The 18,879-nt window shown below is 52.1% G+C and carries 23 protein-coding genes and 1 pseudogene; 20 read left to right on the top strand and 4 right to left on the bottom strand.

The window, feature by feature from the left end:
- The first annotated feature begins 123 nt into the window (after positions 1 to 123).
- The 4 genes from GCD22_RS07755 to GCD22_RS07740 all read left to right on the top strand — a co-directional run bounded on the left by GCD22_RS07755 (position 124) and on the right by GCD22_RS07740 (position 2,589).
- Positions 124 to 591 carry a hypothetical protein gene (locus tag GCD22_RS07755; RefSeq protein ID WP_139112117.1) on the top strand — a complete coding sequence of 156 codons (468 nt, stop codon included), beginning with the start codon at positions 124 to 126 and terminating at the stop codon, positions 589 to 591.
- Positions 584 to 1,198, top strand: coding sequence for a uracil-DNA glycosylase (locus GCD22_RS07750; RefSeq protein ID WP_031574406.1), 615 nt, complete (start codon positions 584 to 586; stop codon positions 1,196 to 1,198). The genes GCD22_RS07755 and GCD22_RS07750 overlap by 8 nt, the downstream gene beginning before the upstream one ends.
- Positions 1,199 to 1,421: 223 nt before the next feature.
- Positions 1,422 to 2,306, top strand: a complete 885-nt coding sequence (locus tag GCD22_RS07745; RefSeq protein WP_031574404.1) for an ATP-binding protein — start codon at positions 1,422 to 1,424, stop codon at positions 2,304 to 2,306.
- Positions 2,281 to 2,589, top strand: coding sequence for an STAS-like domain-containing protein (locus GCD22_RS07740; protein WP_031574401.1), 309 nt, complete (start codon positions 2,281 to 2,283; stop codon positions 2,587 to 2,589). The genes GCD22_RS07745 and GCD22_RS07740 overlap by 26 nt, the downstream gene beginning before the upstream one ends.
- Before the next feature lie 61 nt (positions 2,590 to 2,650).
- Here the strand turns inward: GCD22_RS07740 and GCD22_RS07735 are convergent, their stop codons facing one another.
- Complete coding sequence (locus GCD22_RS07735; RefSeq protein WP_031574398.1) at positions 2,651 to 2,881, bottom strand: hypothetical protein; 231 nt, start codon at positions 2,879 to 2,881, stop codon at positions 2,651 to 2,653.
- A gap of 177 nt (positions 2,882 to 3,058) precedes the next feature.
- On the opposite strand from GCD22_RS07735, the gene GCD22_RS07730 reads away from it, so the two are divergent.
- From GCD22_RS07730 to GCD22_RS07715, 4 genes are all read left to right on the top strand, one after another.
- Positions 3,059 to 3,460 carry an MbcA/ParS/Xre antitoxin family protein gene (locus GCD22_RS07730; RefSeq protein WP_031574395.1) on the top strand — a complete coding sequence of 134 codons (402 nt, stop codon included), beginning with the start codon at positions 3,059 to 3,061 and terminating at the stop codon, positions 3,458 to 3,460.
- Between the two features lie 2 nt (positions 3,461 to 3,462).
- On the top strand, positions 3,463 to 4,203 hold the full coding sequence (locus GCD22_RS07725; RefSeq protein ID WP_237747501.1) for an RES family NAD+ phosphorylase: 741 nt from the start codon (positions 3,463 to 3,465) through the stop codon (positions 4,201 to 4,203).
- A gap of 91 nt (positions 4,204 to 4,294) precedes the next feature.
- Positions 4,295 to 4,570 (top strand): hypothetical protein, encoded by a 276-nt coding sequence (locus GCD22_RS07720; protein WP_031574390.1) that lies wholly within the window; start codon positions 4,295 to 4,297, stop codon positions 4,568 to 4,570.
- A 57-nt stretch (positions 4,571 to 4,627) separates the two neighbouring features.
- Positions 4,628 to 4,819 (top strand): hypothetical protein, encoded by a 192-nt coding sequence (locus tag GCD22_RS07715; protein ID WP_031574387.1) that lies wholly within the window; start codon positions 4,628 to 4,630, stop codon positions 4,817 to 4,819.
- A gap of 320 nt (positions 4,820 to 5,139) precedes the next feature.
- Here the strand turns inward: GCD22_RS07715 and GCD22_RS07705 are convergent.
- A pseudogene (locus GCD22_RS07705) lies at positions 5,140 to 6,128 on the bottom strand (adenine-specific methyltransferase EcoRI family protein).
- A 314-nt stretch (positions 6,129 to 6,442) separates the two neighbouring features.
- Between GCD22_RS07705 and GCD22_RS07700 the strand changes: the two are divergent.
- The 11 genes from GCD22_RS07700 to GCD22_RS07645 all read left to right on the top strand — a co-directional run bounded on the left by GCD22_RS07700 (position 6,443) and on the right by GCD22_RS07645 (position 15,329).
- Positions 6,443 to 6,859 (top strand): hypothetical protein, encoded by a 417-nt coding sequence (locus tag GCD22_RS07700; RefSeq protein WP_065973870.1) that lies wholly within the window; start codon positions 6,443 to 6,445, stop codon positions 6,857 to 6,859.
- Positions 6,786 to 7,151, top strand: a complete 366-nt coding sequence (locus tag GCD22_RS18725) for a DUF1289 domain-containing protein (RefSeq protein WP_337588884.1) — start codon at positions 6,786 to 6,788, stop codon at positions 7,149 to 7,151. Before GCD22_RS07700 ends, GCD22_RS18725 begins: the two co-directional genes overlap by 74 nt.
- 225 nt (positions 7,152 to 7,376) lie before the next feature.
- On the top strand, positions 7,377 to 8,219 hold the full coding sequence (locus GCD22_RS07690; protein ID WP_244947625.1) for a DUF4326 domain-containing protein: 843 nt from the start codon (positions 7,377 to 7,379) through the stop codon (positions 8,217 to 8,219).
- On the top strand, positions 8,213 to 8,785 hold the full coding sequence (locus GCD22_RS07685; RefSeq protein WP_153940580.1) for a hypothetical protein: 573 nt from the start codon (positions 8,213 to 8,215) through the stop codon (positions 8,783 to 8,785). Before GCD22_RS07690 ends, GCD22_RS07685 begins: the two co-directional genes overlap by 7 nt.
- Before the next feature lie 101 nt (positions 8,786 to 8,886).
- Positions 8,887 to 9,069 carry a hypothetical protein gene (locus tag GCD22_RS07680; protein ID WP_153940579.1) on the top strand — a complete coding sequence of 61 codons (183 nt, stop codon included), beginning with the start codon at positions 8,887 to 8,889 and terminating at the stop codon, positions 9,067 to 9,069.
- A 51-nt stretch (positions 9,070 to 9,120) separates the two neighbouring features.
- The gene (locus GCD22_RS07675; protein ID WP_051690708.1) at positions 9,121 to 9,567 is read left to right on the top strand and encodes a 5' nucleotidase, NT5C type; all 447 of its coding nucleotides are present in this window, start codon (positions 9,121 to 9,123) and stop codon (positions 9,565 to 9,567) included.
- 28 nt (positions 9,568 to 9,595) lie between these two features.
- A complete protein-coding gene (locus tag GCD22_RS07670) occupies positions 9,596 to 9,943 on the top strand; it encodes a hypothetical protein (RefSeq protein WP_153940578.1) in 348 nt (115 codons plus the stop codon).
- Complete coding sequence (locus GCD22_RS07665; RefSeq protein ID WP_153940577.1) at positions 9,943 to 10,713, top strand: hypothetical protein; 771 nt, start codon at positions 9,943 to 9,945, stop codon at positions 10,711 to 10,713. The genes GCD22_RS07670 and GCD22_RS07665 overlap by 1 nt, the downstream gene beginning before the upstream one ends.
- A gap of 396 nt (positions 10,714 to 11,109) precedes the next feature.
- On the top strand, positions 11,110 to 12,816 hold the full coding sequence (locus GCD22_RS07655; protein ID WP_153940575.1) for an IS200/IS605 family accessory protein TnpB-related protein: 1,707 nt from the start codon (positions 11,110 to 11,112) through the stop codon (positions 12,814 to 12,816).
- 115 nt (positions 12,817 to 12,931) lie between these two features.
- Entirely contained in the window at positions 12,932 to 13,306 is a 375-nt protein-coding gene (locus tag GCD22_RS07650) for a P-loop NTPase family protein (RefSeq protein WP_139112156.1), read from the top strand.
- Positions 13,307 to 13,349: 43 nt separating this feature from the next.
- Positions 13,350 to 15,329: a DNA topoisomerase IV subunit B gene (locus GCD22_RS07645; protein ID WP_065974094.1), complete on the top strand. Its 1,980-nt coding sequence runs from the start codon at positions 13,350 to 13,352 to the stop codon at positions 15,327 to 15,329.
- Here GCD22_RS07645 and GCD22_RS07640 read toward each other — a convergent pair.
- Positions 15,326 to 15,709, bottom strand: a complete 384-nt coding sequence (locus GCD22_RS07640; protein ID WP_139112155.1) for a hypothetical protein — start codon at positions 15,707 to 15,709, stop codon at positions 15,326 to 15,328. The two genes, GCD22_RS07645 and GCD22_RS07640, sit on opposite strands and share 4 nt — an antisense overlap.
- A 448-nt stretch (positions 15,710 to 16,157) precedes the next feature.
- Here GCD22_RS07640 and GCD22_RS07635 point away from each other — a divergent pair, with 448 nt between their 5' ends.
- The gene (locus GCD22_RS07635; protein ID WP_244947624.1) at positions 16,158 to 17,615 is read left to right on the top strand and encodes a putative porin; all 1,458 of its coding nucleotides are present in this window, start codon (positions 16,158 to 16,160) and stop codon (positions 17,613 to 17,615) included.
- 580 nt (positions 17,616 to 18,195) lie between these two features.
- Here GCD22_RS07635 and GCD22_RS18455 read toward each other — a convergent pair.
- Complete coding sequence (locus GCD22_RS18455) at positions 18,196 to 18,879, bottom strand: RNA-guided endonuclease InsQ/TnpB family protein (protein WP_280527720.1); 684 nt, start codon at positions 18,877 to 18,879, stop codon at positions 18,196 to 18,198.

Here is an 18,879-nt window from a genome sequence, read left to right as displayed (position 1 = left end):
TGCAGTGCGAGCGCGCCGGGAACGTGCAAAAACCAATGCGCCGTCTGCAGCTGGTTGCGCCACAAAAAACGCTTTCATGTTACGATGCGGAATCCTTGGATCTATGAATTCGGTAGCCACTTTATGCCCATTCCTACATTAAAAAAGCGTCCTCTTTCCGAAGAGGTCCTTTCACAACACCCTCTGGTCATCATCCCCATTGGGGTCACGGCTTCCGGGAAAAGCACCTGGGCTCAGCAGATGCAAAAGAAGTACAGCACACTGAATATGGCGATTATTCCTACACCTGAAGCGTCCGTCCGGAATCAGGCGGAATGGCTCAGCGCCCTGAAAGCCGCCAGACATCACGCCGTCATGATACTGGACGGCAAAAACCTGGAGGATGCCCAGCTCCGCGAGGACCTCCAGACACTCAAAGGCTTGGGTATTCTGGATGTGGTCATCCAATACTTTCCCCCTGAAAGCCTGTTTGTGCTGCTTACCAGAAATAAGGGAATAGGTGGCGAACAAATCCGCCATGAACTGCAGATGATCCATAGTCAGGCGCATTATCTGGACCTGCTGGAAAGCGCGGGATATGCGGATGCCTGAAAGATCCACCCATTGCCAAAAATGCCCGGCGCTTTGTCAGTCCCGTACCCAGATAGTGGCGCCGGATTTGCCGGAGTTTGGACGGCCTTGTCGTGTTCTGGTGGTCGGTGAGGCCCCAGGCGCCGACGAAGACGCCCAAGGGAAAGGCTTTGTGGGGCGCGCTGGGCGGACATTGCACACGCTCCTGGAAGCGCATGGTTTGCGTCGTGGGCTGGACTACGGTTGCGCGAATATCGTTCGTTGCCGACCGCCGGAAAATCGCAAGCCCACAACGATAGAAATCGGGCATTGCCTGCCTTATCTGGCGGAGACTATGGAACGGGCACAACCGCAAGCTGTGCTGACCGTGGGCGAAACCGCCACCCGGGCGATTACCGGAATTCGGGGTTTGTCGGAGAATATGCGGTTTCTGGCGGAATATGGGCAGGACCCGAAGCTGGCGGAGATGCTCTATCCACTGGAAATTCGCCGCGTATGGCCGGAGGGCACGCGGTTGTTTCCCATGCCGCACACCTCGCCTTTAGCCTGGAACCGCAACGCCCCGGATGGGCGCAAATGGGCGGCAGTCGGTGTCGAACAGGTGCAGCGCATGGTGGATGTGCTTTAGAATCTTTTGGGTACCTCTTTAGACGGATTGCCGCACCGACCAATCCATCGGAAGTGTCTTGGGGCAACTCTTCGGGCCACTGGTAAACGGCTTGGCGACCGATCCCAAGCGCATCGCCAACGGCTTTCATAGTGCAGCCGAAGATTGCTTCCTGTTTGGTTAGGATGGTGCTCATGATGAACAGTAAAGCAATCTTCACCATTTTTGTTAAGGATACCTTTCCATGGAAACCACGAGCATTAGCGAACTCATTTCATGGCATCGCCAAACAGATGATCTGATCAGACAAGGCAGTTGCACAAATCCTGCCTTCATCAAGCCTTATCATTTGGCCGTTCTGGCAGCAAAGATGAACGCTGCCACAGACCGGACCGTTCATATGCCAAAGGGAGATTTGGAGCATTATGCGGCACGGATGCATCTTTGGCAGGTTCTGGGACAGGAACCCCCGGTTCTTATGAATGAGTATCGAGAAACGGGTCGTTTCCAGCCTTTGACATCCATTCAGTCAGACGATGACGTGTCTCAAATTGCTGACCAAATTATTGAGTTGTTCCAGCCTATTTGTACTGACGACGTGACCAAGTACAGCATCTACAGTCTAGTGGTGGAGATTTTAGGTAACTGTGTTGCTCATGCTGGAGGAATGGAGTCCGAGCCATATGGTTTTGTCTGTGGACAAGTATGGAAGCGGGCTCGGCGTGCGCAGATCGCGGTCATCGACAGTGGAATAGGTATTCGTCAGACACTAGAGTGCTGTGGACAATATGGGGATCGCCTGGCTACGGAAAACGCCTGTACTCTGGCAACGGAATATAGTGTGACCAGCAAAGCGGGTAATGGGCATTCAGGCTACGGGCTCACCCTCGCCCGGGATCTTATGATGCAAAATGGCGGGGCTTTGCATATACTTTCCGTGGACGAATGGTTCTCCAGTAGCGGGGTGGGTGGGCTCCACGCAGGCACAATCGCAGATCTCAACTTGTATGGTACACTGATTGTACTGGAATGGGACACCAGCAGGCCGCTAAATAGTGGGGCGGTATACGCGCGGTGGCCCAATGAACAGAAGGAGGATGAGGATGACGACTTCAACTGGGATTTTTAGGGTCAGGATGCGCTCTCAGTTTCCGATGGCGACTCGGCTAAACGGAATGGACGCCCGTGAGTATCTGCTCTCCATGTTGCGGGAGCACGATGTGGTGGTGTTGGACTTTGAAAATTCTGCGCCAACCCCCTCTTTTGCGGATGAATGCGTGGGCCGGTTGGCTCAAACTCTAGGATTTGGGAGTTTCAAATCCAGGATTCGTATGGCCAATGTGCCGAGTCCCGCCAAGCCATTGATCAAACATGTGGTAATGCGGCGCACCAGAGAAGTGGCCGTGCCATAACTTAGGACTGGGCACCTCGAAAAATCCCAATTTCACGATATGCGCGTCTGTAACTCGTTGTTTATATGCTCTGGAATTTGGAGCGCAGGGACATGGGCTTGAAGACGTTCTGTTCGGCGATGCCCACCAAGCTGTAGAGATTGATATCGGATTCCTTGTTGTTGTTCTGGACCGTAGATTCGTTGTCGCCGCCGGACTGGAGGCGGAATACGAGCTTTTTGCCCAGCACGTTCAGCTGTGAGTATGCCCGTACTGCGTAAGGGCTGGAATATGCCGAAACGTCTGGCATCATCCAAATACGGTCCCGGAACGCCCGGACTGGCTGGTGGCGTTCGCTGTTACGCACGGTTTAACGTTATAAGAGCTTACTGCACTGCTGTAGCTGACGTGTGGGCCTCCTAAGAAGACCAAGGTGGTTGCAGATGCACCATTATTTGTTATAGTTGTTTCATGATGTAGGAGGCCACTCATGACGCAAACTGCAGTCATCTCAGACAGGGAAAACAAAATCCACGATCGCATAGTCTTGGCAAAGATGCTCATGAAGGCCTTTGAGCTCTGGATGGTGGACAATGAAGGGCAACTTGCCTTACTGGGCTTGGCGGCCGAGAACCGCGCAGCCCTCAGTCGGTATCGCAAAGGGGAACCCTTAGGCGCAAATAGGGATCTGCTTGAACGTGCGGGCCATTTACTTGCTATCCATAAAAATCTGCGATTACTGTTTCCACATGACCGGGATTTGGCTTATCAGTGGATGACCACCCGTAACCGTGCGTTCGATTATCGGACTCCCGTAGAAGTGGTCCGCGAGTGGGGATTTACCGGATTGTTGATGGTGCGAGCCTATCTGGATCATGCCAGGGGCGAATGATTGTGGCGGAGTCATTTTATGACGGTCTTACCCTGTCGGACACGCACCAAACCTTGATTCGCAATATCATCAGTTTGCGGGTATCGGAAGACCTGTTTAACGATCTGTCGGTTAGCCCAGAAGACTGGACTGTGGCACAGCGGCACGAAGCCGCTGCCAAGCCGCCCCACTATACTTCCCAGACACCGGCCATTAACCGACCCTTCGAGGAAGCGGAATGGTTCGCTGCTATCTGGTTTCCATTTAAAAACTGGACGGTGAGCCGATACAGCGATGGTTCCTTTGGCGTTTGGTATGGTGCGGATACGGTGGAAACCTCCGTCTACGAAACGGTACACCACTGGAGGTCACGGCTGTTGCGCGATGCAGGCTTTGAGCAGATGGTGATTTCTGGTGGTCGGGAAAGCATTACCGTGGATCGTTTATTATATGGGGTCCGTTGTGACGCTGCTTTGGTGGACCTGCGCCCACGTGTCGCAGAGTATCCCGCGCTGGTAGATGCAGAGAGCTACCATTTTTCGCAGCCGATAGGAATCCGATTGAAGACTGAGGGACACCCGGGGTTGGTTACCATCTCCGCACGATGTATTGGGGACGTGTATGCTGTGCTGAATCCGGACGTGTTATCTCATCCCAAAATTCAGTCCTATCTGACGTATCGACTGACTCAACATGGGGTGCAGGTGAATCAGGAAGCTGGCAATTCGAAAGGGGCGGATGCGGCGTGGATGTGTGTTCCCTAGCGAGATCACGAAAATCGCAAAAAATGTTACAACGCGGCAAGATGTCTTACCCTCCAAAACCTATTCGCTGCCGGCTGTAAGGACTTAAATTATGCAACTGTTTCTGACCAAAGAAGAACTCCGCAAAACCGGCAAAGTCTTTTGTGAGGACTGCCAGCATTTTGAACCTGGCTCTACCCCGAGTGGTCTGGGTTTTTGCGCGCACACCAAAAACCGGCAGGTGAGGGTGGAAGAAACGGGCAAAACCGTCCCCGACCGCCAGGGCTTGCCGCCGGATACCAACCCGGATCATGGCTATGCGGCGTGCTTTCCTATGGCACCCAGAGTGTGCGGCAAATTTCAGGAAAAGCCGGCTGCCATCACGTGATAAGGTATGAACATGGGTTGGAATGGTTCTGTCCACTATTTGATAAGGAGGTAAAAAATGCTGAACGCAATGGATACAGAAAGGCTCGTGAAGGCTTCCCAATCGGCTAATTTGTTTGTACAGGACCTGCAGGAACTGGGAAAGGCGGATAACTTTCTGCTGGCGAATATTGGGGAGGAATTGCTCAAAAAGGCGGCTCAGCTTGAGCAAAGATTGCTTCGGATTGAGCGCGTCACCCATACAGAGTGAGATTCGGTGTAAACCATCGAATAGGATGATCGTTACCTGTTTTCTACTCGACCATATCCAAGCCTTGCTATTTGTTTTTTGGTTATCGTTCAATTTGGTTATCCGCATTGGCCGACCAATAGATGACGTTCAACGGGAACCCTTTGCGTACCGTATCAATGACCGCGTTACGCTGTTTGTCTTTATAGATAAACTCGCGCTGCTAGGGTGGACGGATGTTTAGTTTACCGGAGAAGCCAAAGACGCCATTTTCGCCACGGTCGGCGTAGTCTTTGGTGATTTCACGGACTTTGATTAGTTTGAGTTCGATTTGCATGCGATTAACTCCTTTGTTTTGTTTTTATCAAAATTCTTGCATAAACTATCAAGAATTTTGAATCTGCATTGTCAGCGGTATAATAAGTCCCAGACGGTGTTCTATAAATAAGTATGGTTGATCGTGTGTTTGCTTTACTTCCGTTCGATGTTGACCCGTTTGCGTTGTGTTGAACTGGATTTTTATATCTTTTTGATGGTCTGCATTCAAATTCATCTCGTCCTGCCGTTATACCAAGAATTTCAAACTGATCAGGACAACATTTTTCCAGAAAAGTAATAGGTACACCCATAGCACCATCATAATCACAAGGTATATCTTTGACCTTGCTCACTTCAATGGCATCATAGTTATCATACCTTGGATAATTTTCTTCGTGACCACGATAGGTATGGTAAAGCTCAATGGGTTGATTACGTTTTGAATGGGTAATGTTTGTAAACCAGCAGGTATTACCCAATACCGTACAACGCTTTCCATCAATAATTTTATCCGTGGATTTTTCTGGTGCATTTTTTGGCAAAATAAAGGCTCGCGCACCAGTCGTCACTCCAAGCCATAATGCGTTGTGTTTGATTAATGGGAAGATTTCTTTATAGGATATGGCGTTCATACTGCCTATTACCAACAAATCTTTCTTGTACTCCATCAACTGCGCAATGTATTCACGAAACAAAGAAAATGGCGGATTCGTGACTACAATATCGGATTCCAACAAAATACTGATGGCTTCATCACTACGGAAATCGCCATTACAGCGCAATGGTGTGATTTTTGCGTAGAGATCAGCTTTTTCAGGCCGAAGTGGTTAAAATTCAGGCTGAAAAACGCCCAGAAGTTGCTCCAACCGGGATCGTCGCAATTGCAAAAAACCATTTTTCCTTTGAACTGATCCTTATAGTGTTTAAGTTCTTTCTCAATGTCCGTCAACTGAGTATAAAACTCGTCGTTCTTTTCGCTTTTTGCTTTGTGAAGATTGCCGTTTTTCACCATCGATCATTTCTCGTGCTTGTGTATTACAATCACGAGTAGGATGTGGTTTTTGTCTGCTTATAATGTCTTTATAAAGCGGCTTTTTTCGCGCTTTTTCTAACGATGATGGACATCACGGGTGAACACTGATACAACGCACGCGTCTTGCGTTTTTACTATGCTGCAGGAAGTGGACCAAACACGATTCCTTGATATGATAAGGAGGAAGTGTCGTTTTGTTATCTGTTAAAATAAACCTTTCAGCCCCAGAAAGGAGAAATTCTGCATGAACAGACCCGACTTATCATGTCAAAAACCTGAAAATCTTTCGTGGCATGGAAGGCCAAGGATTCAACGCTACGCTCTATTTGGGCAAACAGCGTTTGGGTACCGTAATAGATGACGCCAGCGGTGGTCCTGTAATGTTCAATCTCTCTCCTGAAGACCGCAGCGCGTTGGATGAATATGTTCAGTCCTTGCCAGATATTACCTGCACTTTCAATGACCCCGACACAGGCAAGCCGGCCACCTTGAAGCCATCGGCGGATTGGTTTGTGAGTAACCTGGTCAATCGAACGGACAAGCTCAAACAGATTAAAAAGATTCTTAAGAAACCTACCATGCTGGTCGTGCTGGAAAAGGGAGAGGTTTTCAAAATCGAATACACGCGGGAAGTGGATGCGAAGACGCTCACCGATTACCAGAAAACTTATCCCGATCATTTTGTTTTCAATGGGCTTACTGATGATTAAATTATTGACGCTCTCGAATCTCATGGTCTCTGCTAAAGGTTCTGCGGATTGCTTTACCGCCCAAGGGGAGAATGGCCTACAGCCGGACTCTCCATGTTTGGGTTATTGCACTACCGCGTTGGGGGATGACGTGTGTAAGGCTTGTGGGAGAACTTTTGAAGAAGTGAGCAGATGGATTGTCATGACCCCTGAAGAAAAGGCGGCAGTTTGGTTGCGGCTTAATCAGAACGGTTTTTGGGAAAAACAGCGTATCCGCTTGCAAAAAACTGACCGCGAGGAGGATTTGTCATGAGCGAGCCCACTTGCTGCTATCGTTGCGCTGAGTCTTGGAAAGATGCGCATTGCGATAAGGAGACGCCGTTTTTTCGCTTAACGATGACCAGAATGTTTGTCTGCCCGACCTGCGGAAACAAACGCTGCCCGAAAGCCACGGATCACCACCTGGATTGCACAGGCAGTAATGCGCCGGGACAAAAAGGCTCGCGGTATGCCTAGGATGCCGCATGCCATTTTGAACGTGGAAACGCACGATTGTCGGCAGGCCTTCTATGTGGGTCGGTCCTCTTCTGGCCGCCTATCCCCCCTGGGCAATCCGTATGCCATCGGTCCTGATGGCGAGCGGGAAGCGGTCATTGAGCGGTACCGTGCTTGGCTTGCCGCCCGCATTGCCGAGCGTGATCCGGTGGTTGCTACGGCCCTGCTGAGTATTCAGCCCGGCCAGGCGCTTGCCTGTCATTGTGCGCCCGCTCCCTGCCATGCAGAAGTGATAGCCGCCGCACTGGATGCCGGTGTGCAGGCGCAGCTTCGCCATCGGACCGCGAGGACCTTGCGTTACGCAGGAATTGGTTCCCGCCATACGCCGAAACACGTGTTGGCCCAAATGCAGAAAATCGCACACCGGCTTTCCGAATTGGGATATACGCTGCTTTCCGGCGGAGCAGAAGGGGCCGATTCCGCGTTTGAGCAGGGATGCTTCGGTAGAAAGGAAATCTATCTCCCCTGGCCGGGATTCCGCCAGTTGCAAGGTCGCCATTGTGTGACCTTGCCGAGCAGTGAGGCTTTTCGCGTGGCAGAAGTCGGGCATCCGGCCTGGGGTAAACTCAAAGCCTCCGCGCAATCCCTGATGGCGCGGAATAGCCATCAAGTGCTGGGTGCCGATTTGCGTTCTCCGGTGGATTTTGTGGTGTGCTGGACGCCTGATGGTTGCGAAAATGCAGCGACCCGTTCACGCGCTACCGGCGGTACCGGACAAGCGATTGCGTTGGCGGACCTTTGGGGCATCCCTGTTATCAATTTGGCCCATGCGAAAAAGGCTATGGCGAAATTAGCAGAACAGGTATCGCGGGAGGTCATATGCTGACCACGACCACCAAGCGCCTCAACGGACTTCTCGGGCGCCGTTCCACTTTGATGATTCTTTTGCTGGAAGGCCTAAACAAAAAGAAGCTGGATAGCGAGCCGTTACCTTTTGCCACCATTCTCGAAATTTTGGGGCTGGATGATACACTTTTTTGTTGCCGGGCCGAACCACGATATGAGCGGGAATGGCGGCTCTTTGCCGTCTGGTCGGCCCGGCGTGTGTTACAGGATCCGGAATATCTCGAACTGCTGGATGTTGCCGAGTGGAACGCCTGTGGACAGATCTCCCTAAAAGCCCTTAGGCAGGCTTATCAGACGGCATTGCGTCTTCGTGATGAAAAGGACCAGGGCGACAGCACCCTTATTTTTCCTGCAGATATTGCTATTCGGGCGTTATTGGATTATGGCGCTGAAGCGGCATTTTGGACGTCCCGTGCGGTTATAGAATATCTAACCGTACAGGCCACATTGAGGGGTGAACCATTGAACAGATTTGTGTACGAGGCAGAAAGGCGTGTCCAAGTAAGGCAGTTCCGACGCGTGGTTACGGGTGTTTATCCGCCGTGAACTAAGGCTTTCTGGCGTAAAAGGTGTGCGCCGATAGTGATGTGGTGGTCATGTTAATATGAGTCTGTTAATACGCCGAATGCTGATAAAGAGGAATTATCATGGTTAACTTAAAAGAGCCGTTATGGTCTATAGAAACGCATCAGCGGGTAACTTATGTGGGAAGGACATTCAGCGGTGCTTTGGTCGTGAAGATGGTCGATGACCCGAATGATCTTTGTGTTTTGTGTCGGGAAGAGGATCTGGAAAACATTCCATCTGACCGGCCTGTTCTGGCAGATTAGCGCCCGGTTTTTTATCGGCGCCATGGCGGTTGATGTCCTGAAGGAGGGTGTATGGCTCGACGTGTTTTTGTGGATATGGATGGGGTGATTGTCGATTTTGCGGCCTATATGCAGTCCTCCGGTTTGACGGCGGCAGAAATTAAACGCCAGCCTGGGGCCTATCTGGCTATGCCGCCTATCGATGGGGCTCTGGAAGCCGTGCGGAGTGTCATCGACCTGGGTTTTGAGGTCTGGATTGCCACCAAGCCACCTACCGGCATTGCGTTTGCCTATGCCGACAAAGCGGCATGGATTTTTCAGCATCTTCCTGAATTGGAACGCCGCCTCATCATTACGCATGATAAAGGCCTACTTGGCGATGCAGGAGATTATTTGTGCGACGACCGACCGCACAGAGCAAATTGCGCAAATTTTCCGGGGACGTTGCTCGCTTTTGTCGATGGTTTTCATTGGCCCCAGGCCCTCGCCGTCTTGCGTGGCGTGAAACAGGCAGAATAGGTAAATAAAACAGGTAATTATACAGAATATGCAGAAAATCGTTCAGATTATTGAATCCTTGCGCCTGGATCTTTCGGATGAAAAACGGCTGCAAAGCGATCTCGAAACCGCGCTCCGGAAGGCCGGGTTGTCCTTTGCCCGTGAGCAGGCATTGTCTGCCCGGGATATCCCCGACTTTTTGCTGCAGGACGGGATAGTGATTGAGTGCAAATTGCGGCCAGCGCAAAAGATGGCGGTGTTTCGGCAGCTTGACCGTTATGCCCATCATCCGGAAGTGCGCGGCATTGTACTGGCCACCAACCTCTCCATGACGTTGCCGGAAACTATACGGGAGAAACCAGCTGTCATGGCTTCGCTGGGCAAAGGCTGGCTCTAATGGCTGAGGCCTCCCGGACCTATGGCGTTTGCCGGTATGTTTCTGATGGGACACGGCATCAGTGGTCCCTGGAAGGGATAGAACCCCATGTCGCCATTCGTCTGAAGCAGCTCTTTCCCAAAATCCCTAAACAGTCCGCTGGTCCCTTTCTGCTACCTGCCGACCTGATAACCGCTGCGGACCTCGATTGGTTCATGTCCCGTTATCCGCTGCGTATCAGCGCGGCCGACAGGCGCCGGCTTGAGGTCGATAAGACAGGCTTTGTGGAACGCCAGGACCATTTGGAAAGCATTCTGCTGCCCACGTTCAAAGCCGGCGCCATTACCGGATTGCGCGATGGCCAACAGTTGCGCAACTATCAGGCCCAGGCCGTGGAAGTGCTCCGCTACCGAAAATCCCTGTTGCTGGGCGATGAAGGGGGGCTGGGCAAAACCTTCGTGGCGGCCGCCTTCCTCTGTTCAGTGCCCGGGACGTTGCCGGCTGCCGTGGTCTGTGATGCGCATATGCAAATCCAGTGGCTCGAAAAGGTTACCGGCTTCACCCATTTGCGCGTGCATTGCATCAAAAAGACCAGTCCTTACGCGCTGCCGCCCGCCGATGTGTATGTCTTCCGTATTTCCCAAATCATGGGGTGGGCCGATATTTTTGCGACCGACTTTTTCAGGACGGTGGTGTATGACGAACCGCAATCCCTGCGCACCGGTGCCAGCACGGCCATGTCGCTGCCGCGAAGGTGCTTACGCAACATACCGAGTACCATCTCGGGCTGACAGCTACGCCTATCTACAACTACGGCGTGGAAATGTGGAATGTGATGCGTTTCATTGACGAGACCGTCTTGGGAGAATACGACGACTTCATGCGCGAATGGGCCGATAGCTACGGACGCATCGCCCATCCCAAGGCGCTGGGTTAACAACTGTTGCCGATAATACGGAACTTTATGTATAAATATACAGTCACATATGAAATATGAAATTAAGCGCATGGGCAAAAAGTTAGGGGGTGTCTTATCGCACCGCATGGGAGTGGTTCAAAACCGGGACCTGGTCCGTGCCAGCCCGTCAGTCGGCGACAGGCACTATTTTGTATGGGCGGCGCTCTGCAAAACATCGGGCAGAAAAGGCGATGGCAGCGGGCGGCATAGCCCCCGTAATGAGGGCTGAATGATTACGCTGCACACCCGTATCCGAAACCTTACCCCGGAGCAGGATGCCGCCTTATCCACCTATGCAGAACACTTCAATCACGTCGCCCATCATCTTGTGACGGATATGGTCCACGAAAAACGGACCGGTGCATCATTCAAAAAGGACTATCTACGCCGTTTTGCTTTGACCGCCAGACAATTCAATGCGATATGTCTGTCTGTGGAGGGTCTCGCTAGTAACCGCCTGGAGAACTTGAAAAACCAGGAAAATATGCTGAGTGATAAAATCCTCGCACTCCAAAAACTGTTGCCCAAGATAGTGTTGCAAATACAAAAAGCCGTGATGGAACAACAGCCGGTTGCGGTCATACAGCGGCTGAAAAATCGTTTGCACCAAAAGAAGCGAAAGCTCGCAAACCTGTTGGAAAGACAATCTCAGGTCATTAATGAACAGAAACGGCCGCTCGGATCCGGACTCTGCTTCGGCGGGAGGAAACTGTTTCATGCACAACATCATTTGCAGGAAAATGGTTACCAAAACCACGCGGAATGGCTGGCGGACTGGAAATTGGCGCGGTCTCGCCAGTTTTTCGTGCTGGGATCCAATGATGAAGCGGCAGGATGTCAGGGCTGTGTCGCCCGAATACAGAGCGACGGGACTTTCCTGCTGGACCTGCGGCTGCCGGGAACAGGAGAAAAGCGGGTGACAATCGGGCCGCTCCAGTTCCCCTACGAAGCAGAAAAACTCCGTAATGTCGTAGCGCTGCATGCCCAATTATCCAAAGAGAACCTGCCACGAATCACAAACCGGTCCAAGGCCGGTAAACCGTATTCCCGTATTGTGTATCCCGAAGCACTCAGCGCGTTGTCCTGGCGTTTTCAGCGGGACAAGGATCAAAAAGGCTGGCGGGTGATGGTGAGTTTTCATCAACCCGCTGCTGCCGTTCAAACCCATGTTCAGGCCGGAGCCATTGGCGTTGACCTGAATGCGGACCATTTGGCCTGGGCGGAACTGGACCGTTTTGGTAATCCCATGGAAACAGGGAACATTCCTTGTGTGACTTATGGGAAAACCGCAACGCAGGCAGAAGCGCTCATTGAGGCGTCGGCCATCGCGCTCACCCAACGGGCCAAACAGACGGGTAAACCACTGGTTCTGGAAAAGCTGGATTTCTCCCAAAAGAAAACGCAACTTAGTGAAGTGGACGGCCCGCGTTACGCACGCATGTTATCCAGTCTGTCTTATCGAAAGATTCATGATGCCATTGCTGCACGTGCCGCCAAAGACGGGGTGGAAGTAAAAACCGTCAGCCCGAAATTCACTTCTGTGTTGGGACGCATCAACTATGCGGCGCGTTATGGACTGACCGTGCATCAGGGCGCAGCGGTGGTCATTGGGCGCAGGGCTTTCGGCCGGTTTGCGAAGAACCCGCATACCGGGAAAAATTTCAAGGAATTCGGACTTCGGGAAATGCCGATAGGCCGAACAGGGCGTGATGGCCGCAAGACCATCACCGCACCGGATGGACGTGGTGCGCAGGTCACCTTCTCTTATCCCGCGTGGAATGAGCAGAAGCATGTGTGGACTCTGTTGGGCAAAGTTTCCCGGAAGATGAAAGCGGCGCTTGCAGCGCAGCGTGTGGCGGGGCAATCCGACCCTCCGGAACGTATGGTGAAGTCCGCAAGGAGGAAGCCAGAGGTTCTGGTTGTGGCGGCGGTTTAGGCCGCCCTATACGCTTACCGGTGGGAGTCCGGTACGTGAGCCGACAATATCGTTCGGTCGGCGGGATTTCGGTCCTTTGGGTCCGTGGAATATTTTTCTATGGATTGAGCAACGGTTGCAACATCGCTGCTCCGTCGTGGTGTTCGGGGAACTGGACTGGTCGTCAGGCACGCATCAGCAAGTGATTTGGCGCGTGGACCGGGAAGGGCAGCAATCCCCAGTTACGGTCTTTTTCCTGGTCGTGGAAGATGGCTCCGATGGGCCGATTATGGAGATTCTGGGCCTCAAAGCCAGTGAAGCGCATCAGATTGTGGATCCGTTCACCGGGCCAGAAAGGACGGACCGCGATATGGCCCGTTTCCAGGCTTTGGTGCAACGCTATTTGACGCGTGCCTCTGGCGCTCAAAAAAACGTGCAGAAAAAAGCAGGTGTTGCACCGCATGTCACGAAACCGGAACAACAGGATTTGCGGAAACTGCTGGACGGATAAGGGCTGATGCCCGAACATCCTGCATCTCGAAACAAGGAGCGATATGGCATCCAAAAATTACAGCGCTGATCAATTTACCGTTCTTAAAGGCCTGGAGCCCGTGCGATTGCGCCCGGGCATGTACACGCGTACCACTTGTCCCACCCATATCGTGCAGGAACTGATAGATAATTCTGCGGATGAAGCCCTGGCTGGACAGGCTACCCAGATTGATGTGACGGTTTGCCCGGATGGCTCGGTCATAGTGGAAGATAACGGGCGGGGTATTCCCGTTGGCATCCCGCCCGGTGAGTCCCGTCCGGCTGCAGAACTCGCTTTCACAACACTGCATGCCGGTGGCAAATTCGATAAGACAGACCAAGCTTCCGCGTATCGTTTTTCGGGCGGATTGCACGGCGTCGGTGTCGCTGTTACGAACGCCCTGTCAAAGCGGGTTGTGGTGGATATTCACACCCGAGATCCGGAAGGTTCAGGCTATGGCCATTACCGCCTGGGCTTCGCTGACAGCGCCATTGAAGCGCCTCTGGTGCGCATTGAAAACAGCACTTCCCGCAAACACGGTACGCGGGTTCAGGTCTGGCCGGATGCCCGCTATTTTGATTCAAATCGGGTCAATATTCGTGAACTCACCCATCTTCTCCGTTCAAAGGCGATTCTTTTGCCCGGGTTGCGGGTCACGCTCTCCCTGCCCGAACAGGAGCCCATCCTCTGGCAATACGATGCTGGACTTTCCGGCTATCTGGAAGAACTGCTGGCTGATACCGAAACCATCACCCCTATTTTCACGCAGTCCGTTTACCAGAATGATGACAGCCATGGCTTTGCTGAGGGGGAGGGGGCGAATTGGGCCATCTGCTGGGCGGCGCAGGGCTGTCCGAAACCCGAAACCTACGTGAATCTTATCCCTACCCTGGATGGGGGAACCCATGAGTCGGGGTTCCGCGCCGGCGTTTTTGAAGCTGTGCGCAGCTTTATGGAACATCACAGTCTGATGCCGGCCAAGGTGAAGCTGGTACAGGAGGACGTCACCGGCAAAATGGCCTTGGTGCTTTCCGCACGGATTCTTGACCCTCAGTTTCAGGGGCAGACCAAGGATAAACTCACCAGTCGTGAGGCTTACAAGCTCATGGTGCAGACCATTCGTGACCCTCTGGAACTGTGGCTGAACAGTCATCCCGAGGCGGGCAGGGCCATTGTCGAACAGGCCATTCAGAGCGCACAGCTACGCAGTCGTGCGGCGAAAAAAGTGGAACGCAAAAAGGGGTCGGGGCTGGCGACCTTACCGGGTAAGCTGACCGATTGCGAAAGCACAGATATTCAGCGTAATGAATTGTTTCTGGTAGAAGGGGATTCGGCGGGCGGCTCCGCCAAGGCGGCGCGTGATAAAGAATATCAGGCGCTTTTACCGCTGCGGGGCAAGGTGCTGAATACCTGGGAGGTGGATGCCGATCTGATTTTCAAAAATCAGGAAGTCCACAATATGGCGGTGGCCCTGGGGATAGAGCCGCATGGCGTTGATGCCGATCCCGAACAGGTGCTGGCGGGATTGCGCTACGGCAAAATCATGATTCTTTCGGATGCCGATGTGGATGGTAGCCATATTCAGGTGCTAATTCTAACGCTGTTTCTGCGCCATTTTCCGGCACTCCTCCGGCGTGGGCATGTATTTGTGGTGAAGCCGCCCCTGTATCGGGTAGATACTACCTGGCGTGGCAAAGCCCGCAAAATCTATTGTGAAGCCGAAACAGAGCGGGATGCGGCCATAGAGCGTCTTCGCGCTGAAGGCGTCAAGGAATCCGCTATTTCGGTTCAGCGTTTCAAGGGCCTGGGCGAGATGAATCCAGATCAACTCTGGGAAACGGCTTTGTGTCCAGATACCCGGTCATTGGTCCCCCTCACCATGACACTTACCGAACAAGCCTTTTTGCAGGAACGCTTCAATCTGCTCATGGGCAAACAGTCGGCGGGTGAGCGCCGGGCATGGATGGAAAGGGATGGCTGGACGGCCGATCTGGATGTTTAGGTGGAAGCTGACGACGCCATAATGTCGGCGGCCATCAATTTCATGAAAGGGAATGCGGCCTGGTTAAGCCGTTCTTCCTTGCTCTGTACCTCCATCAGCGCCTGCTCCAGTTGCTGTACGCGCGTTTCCACAAACTCCACCGCTTTGGCGATCTGTTGCAGGGCCTGTAATTCTTCTTCCGTCTGCGCTTCGAAACGCTGGAGTTGCTGGTCCATGACGGTCATGATTCTGTCCACCCAGCTTTCCGCATCCCGACGCGTTTCCATCACGAAGTCTCGTGTGCGCATCGCCACGGTCAGAAACATTTTGCGGACCACCGCACCTTGCGTGTTCACGGCAATTTCCATGGTCTTTCCGAAACGCTCATAGGTTTCCGCCATTGCCAGCAGCTCCGCTCTTCGCGGCATCATCGCGTAAGGCACCGTTTTGAGATCCTGCAGGGCATATTGCGCCTGCAACTGCTGACGGACAAAATAATGTCACCTCAGGACAATAAAGTATCATCCTGGAGTACAGCAAAAACGTGATAGAAAGTGTGTGTCGGACAAAGAAACAACGAGTTAAGTTACTATAAGGATGTCACTTTATTGTTCTGCGCCCCTGTCAGTGGCGTGTTTGATGGGCAACTCAGGATGATTCTTATTCCAATAGACTAACAAAAACGGCGACGCATAATCAATAAGTTGCGTGCCAATCAGGATGATACTTTTTCGTCACTGAACAGCAACGCCTGATATTCCGCAGCGAAACACTCCGATTCATTGTGTATTGTAAGTACAGGTCTTTGTGCTTTTTTGACCGCTTAAGCAGTCCAGATCCAACAAATTGATGGATTTTATTTTTGGCATGTATTTTGCTTTATTCTATTTTCAAGTACAGGTTAGTCACGCACCATCGGGCTGGCTCACACTTGTTTTAAAAAGTATTAATATTCTGCCAAAATATCACGAGGTGATGAACATGTATCACGATTATAAAATTTCCAAAAATACGCTTATTGTTACAGCAGCCATGCTTGGTTTGTCGCCACTGGCTCATGCTGCTAACTGGTTTAAGTTGCAGGGAGTTTCTCCGGCGAAGGCTCCGATGTTTAGCGTTTCTGGTTTTATTGAGCCGAGTATTTATGCACAACCCGGTAATGAAGACAACCTTGAAAAGAATCATATCCCGAACACCGATCTTATAGCGCCCGGGCTTTCGCAAAGTACTACCGCCAATATCCTGAGGGCGAGAATCGAGTTGCGTGGAAATCTGAACCCTAATATTTCTTACTTTTTTGGCGGTGAGTTTGGAGATAATGGTTTCACGCATGTGTGCAGGAGATACCAGCCGGGTCTCATTGATGGGCATTTTACCTTCAGTTATATTCCGGGCGCCAGAATTGAGGCAGGCCTCATTCGTGCACCCAGCGCCGAAGGAGCCATGCAGGGATTCATGAGCAACAACTTCGTGTTGCCATCGACAGTTATTGGGCAGTTGATGCAACAACCGATGTATAACTCTAACGACCCCTACAAAATCAATCAACAGACAAACGCATACCTGATAAATGGCCAACAATCTTTGGGAGATAACGCTTTCCGCTATCCAGGCATCATGGCCTTTGACTGGTTCCGTAACGGTCATTGGGAATTTACCTATGGTACCATGATCGGAATGTTTGGAACTGTTGCAGCCGGTAACCAATCTAGCAGTCCCATTTATGCTGCGCGTCTACAGGAAGCTTATATATTCGGAGGGAAAGGACCCTTCCGTAGCGATGTGCAGGCGGGTATCTGGTATCAGCATGCCAGTCCTGAATTGAATGACACCAGTTACAGTATGAATCGCTACGGCGTGGATGTGCAGTACTTGCAAGGCTATATGCACCAATGGGGCAGGCAATTCCGCTTCCAGTACATGCGTGGTACCGGCTGGATATCGGCAGCTTCGGCATTCAGCAGCGCCCCTGGTCTGCCTGCAACGCTGACCAACACCCAACTTTACCCCGGCAGTCAGAACACGGCCAATGGTTACATGCTGGAAGGCGGCTTGTTTTTGACCAAGCATATTGAAGCGAATTTACGTTATGACTATTACGACCGTTTGCCGAATGATCCAGCACAGCAACGCATATTCAGAACCTGGGCTATAGGTCTGCAGTATCACTTCACGCCACTGACCAAAATCATGGCCGGTTACTACTTCCGGACACTGGATGTACCGCATCAGCCTAATCCTGTTGCGAATAGTATTTCTGATGCCGTGGATAATGAGTTTGCCATGCAGGCGATGATTGCCTTTTGATGAAAATAGCGGAAAAATAGTTAGTTAATTGATGAGTTTTTTGAAATTCACGAGCGTTACCGCAACTAAAAGTGCCACGGCTGCGGCGACGTCTGCAGCTGCAAAGGCAGCATTGAAGGCTGGTTGATGGAAGTACTTCGTTTCCCGGTGTTGGATGACCGCCGACTGCATGCGCTCGCAGACTAACGTGCAGTGCTGTCGTTCGGGAAGCGCAATCTAATCGACAGGCTGGAAAAGTCAGAGTACTTAGCGGCCCCAGAGCGCAAAGCGGAACGACCAGGCAGAGCGTTTCGCTTTTGTTTGATCCTGAAAATAGCAATTACCCCTGCTGAAATGAGATTATCCATTTGATATTATTGTGTTTTCCATGTGTATGGAGGCTCACCCAATGGGTGAAGAAGAATATCCGCAAAAGGCCATTCCGGAGGCGGTAAAGACCATGATCGTCGACACCTTGGGGGGGGTAGGTGTCCTGTGACAAGGAAGCCGCAGCTACGCCCTTTGGTTGACTTCCTCCTCGTCCTGAAGGACGAGGATTCCTTCCTGCCAGCAGCGGCCCTACATCAGCCGCTTCTCTCCGCTACTTTGGAGAACAGGCTACCCCGGCGTGCCCCGCCGTTGACTGCAATCCTCTTGCGAGGATGTTCTGTGCCGCATTCACGTCGGCATGTGCTTCATGCCCACAGTGCAGGCAGCGAAACACCGCCTGATTGGGGCGATTCCCGGCATCCACCACACCGCAAACCGAACAGGTCTGCGAGGTATAGGCCGGATTCACCCAAAATAGCATGCCACCGGCCCACTGGAGCTTATAGTCCAGTATCCGTTTGAGCAGTCCCCATCCCTGATCGAGGATGGATTTGTTCAATCCTGATTTCTGCCGGATATTGCGTCCGGGTTTATCCACGGTACCCTTTGCGGATGCCGTCATGTTCCGCACTTTCAGGTCTTCCAGCACCACGACCGCGTGGTTTTTGCTGATGGTGGTGCGGACCTGATGAAGCACGTTTTTCCGTATTTCCGCGATACGCTGGTGCAATCGCGTGATTTTGGCCTTCTGTTTCTTCCAGTTGGCCGAAAACTTCACTTTGTGCGCGAGCTTTCTTTGCTCCCGCGCTAGTTTCTTCTGCAAATCCCGATAGGCGGTTACTGGCAGAAACATGGTGCCATCGGACAATGTAAGCAGGTTTGCTACTCCCCGGTCGCCACCGACCGCTGTAGTGGAGGGATGCACGGGGTCCGGCACTTCTTTTTCGGTCTGTAT

Source organism: Acidithiobacillus thiooxidans ATCC 19377 (genome assembly GCF_009662475.1).
Taxonomy (GTDB): Bacteria; Pseudomonadota; Gammaproteobacteria; order Acidithiobacillales; family Acidithiobacillaceae; genus Acidithiobacillus; species Acidithiobacillus thiooxidans.
The sequence above is the reverse complement of the archived record's forward strand: the minus strand, read 5'-3'. Positions and strand labels throughout refer to the sequence as shown.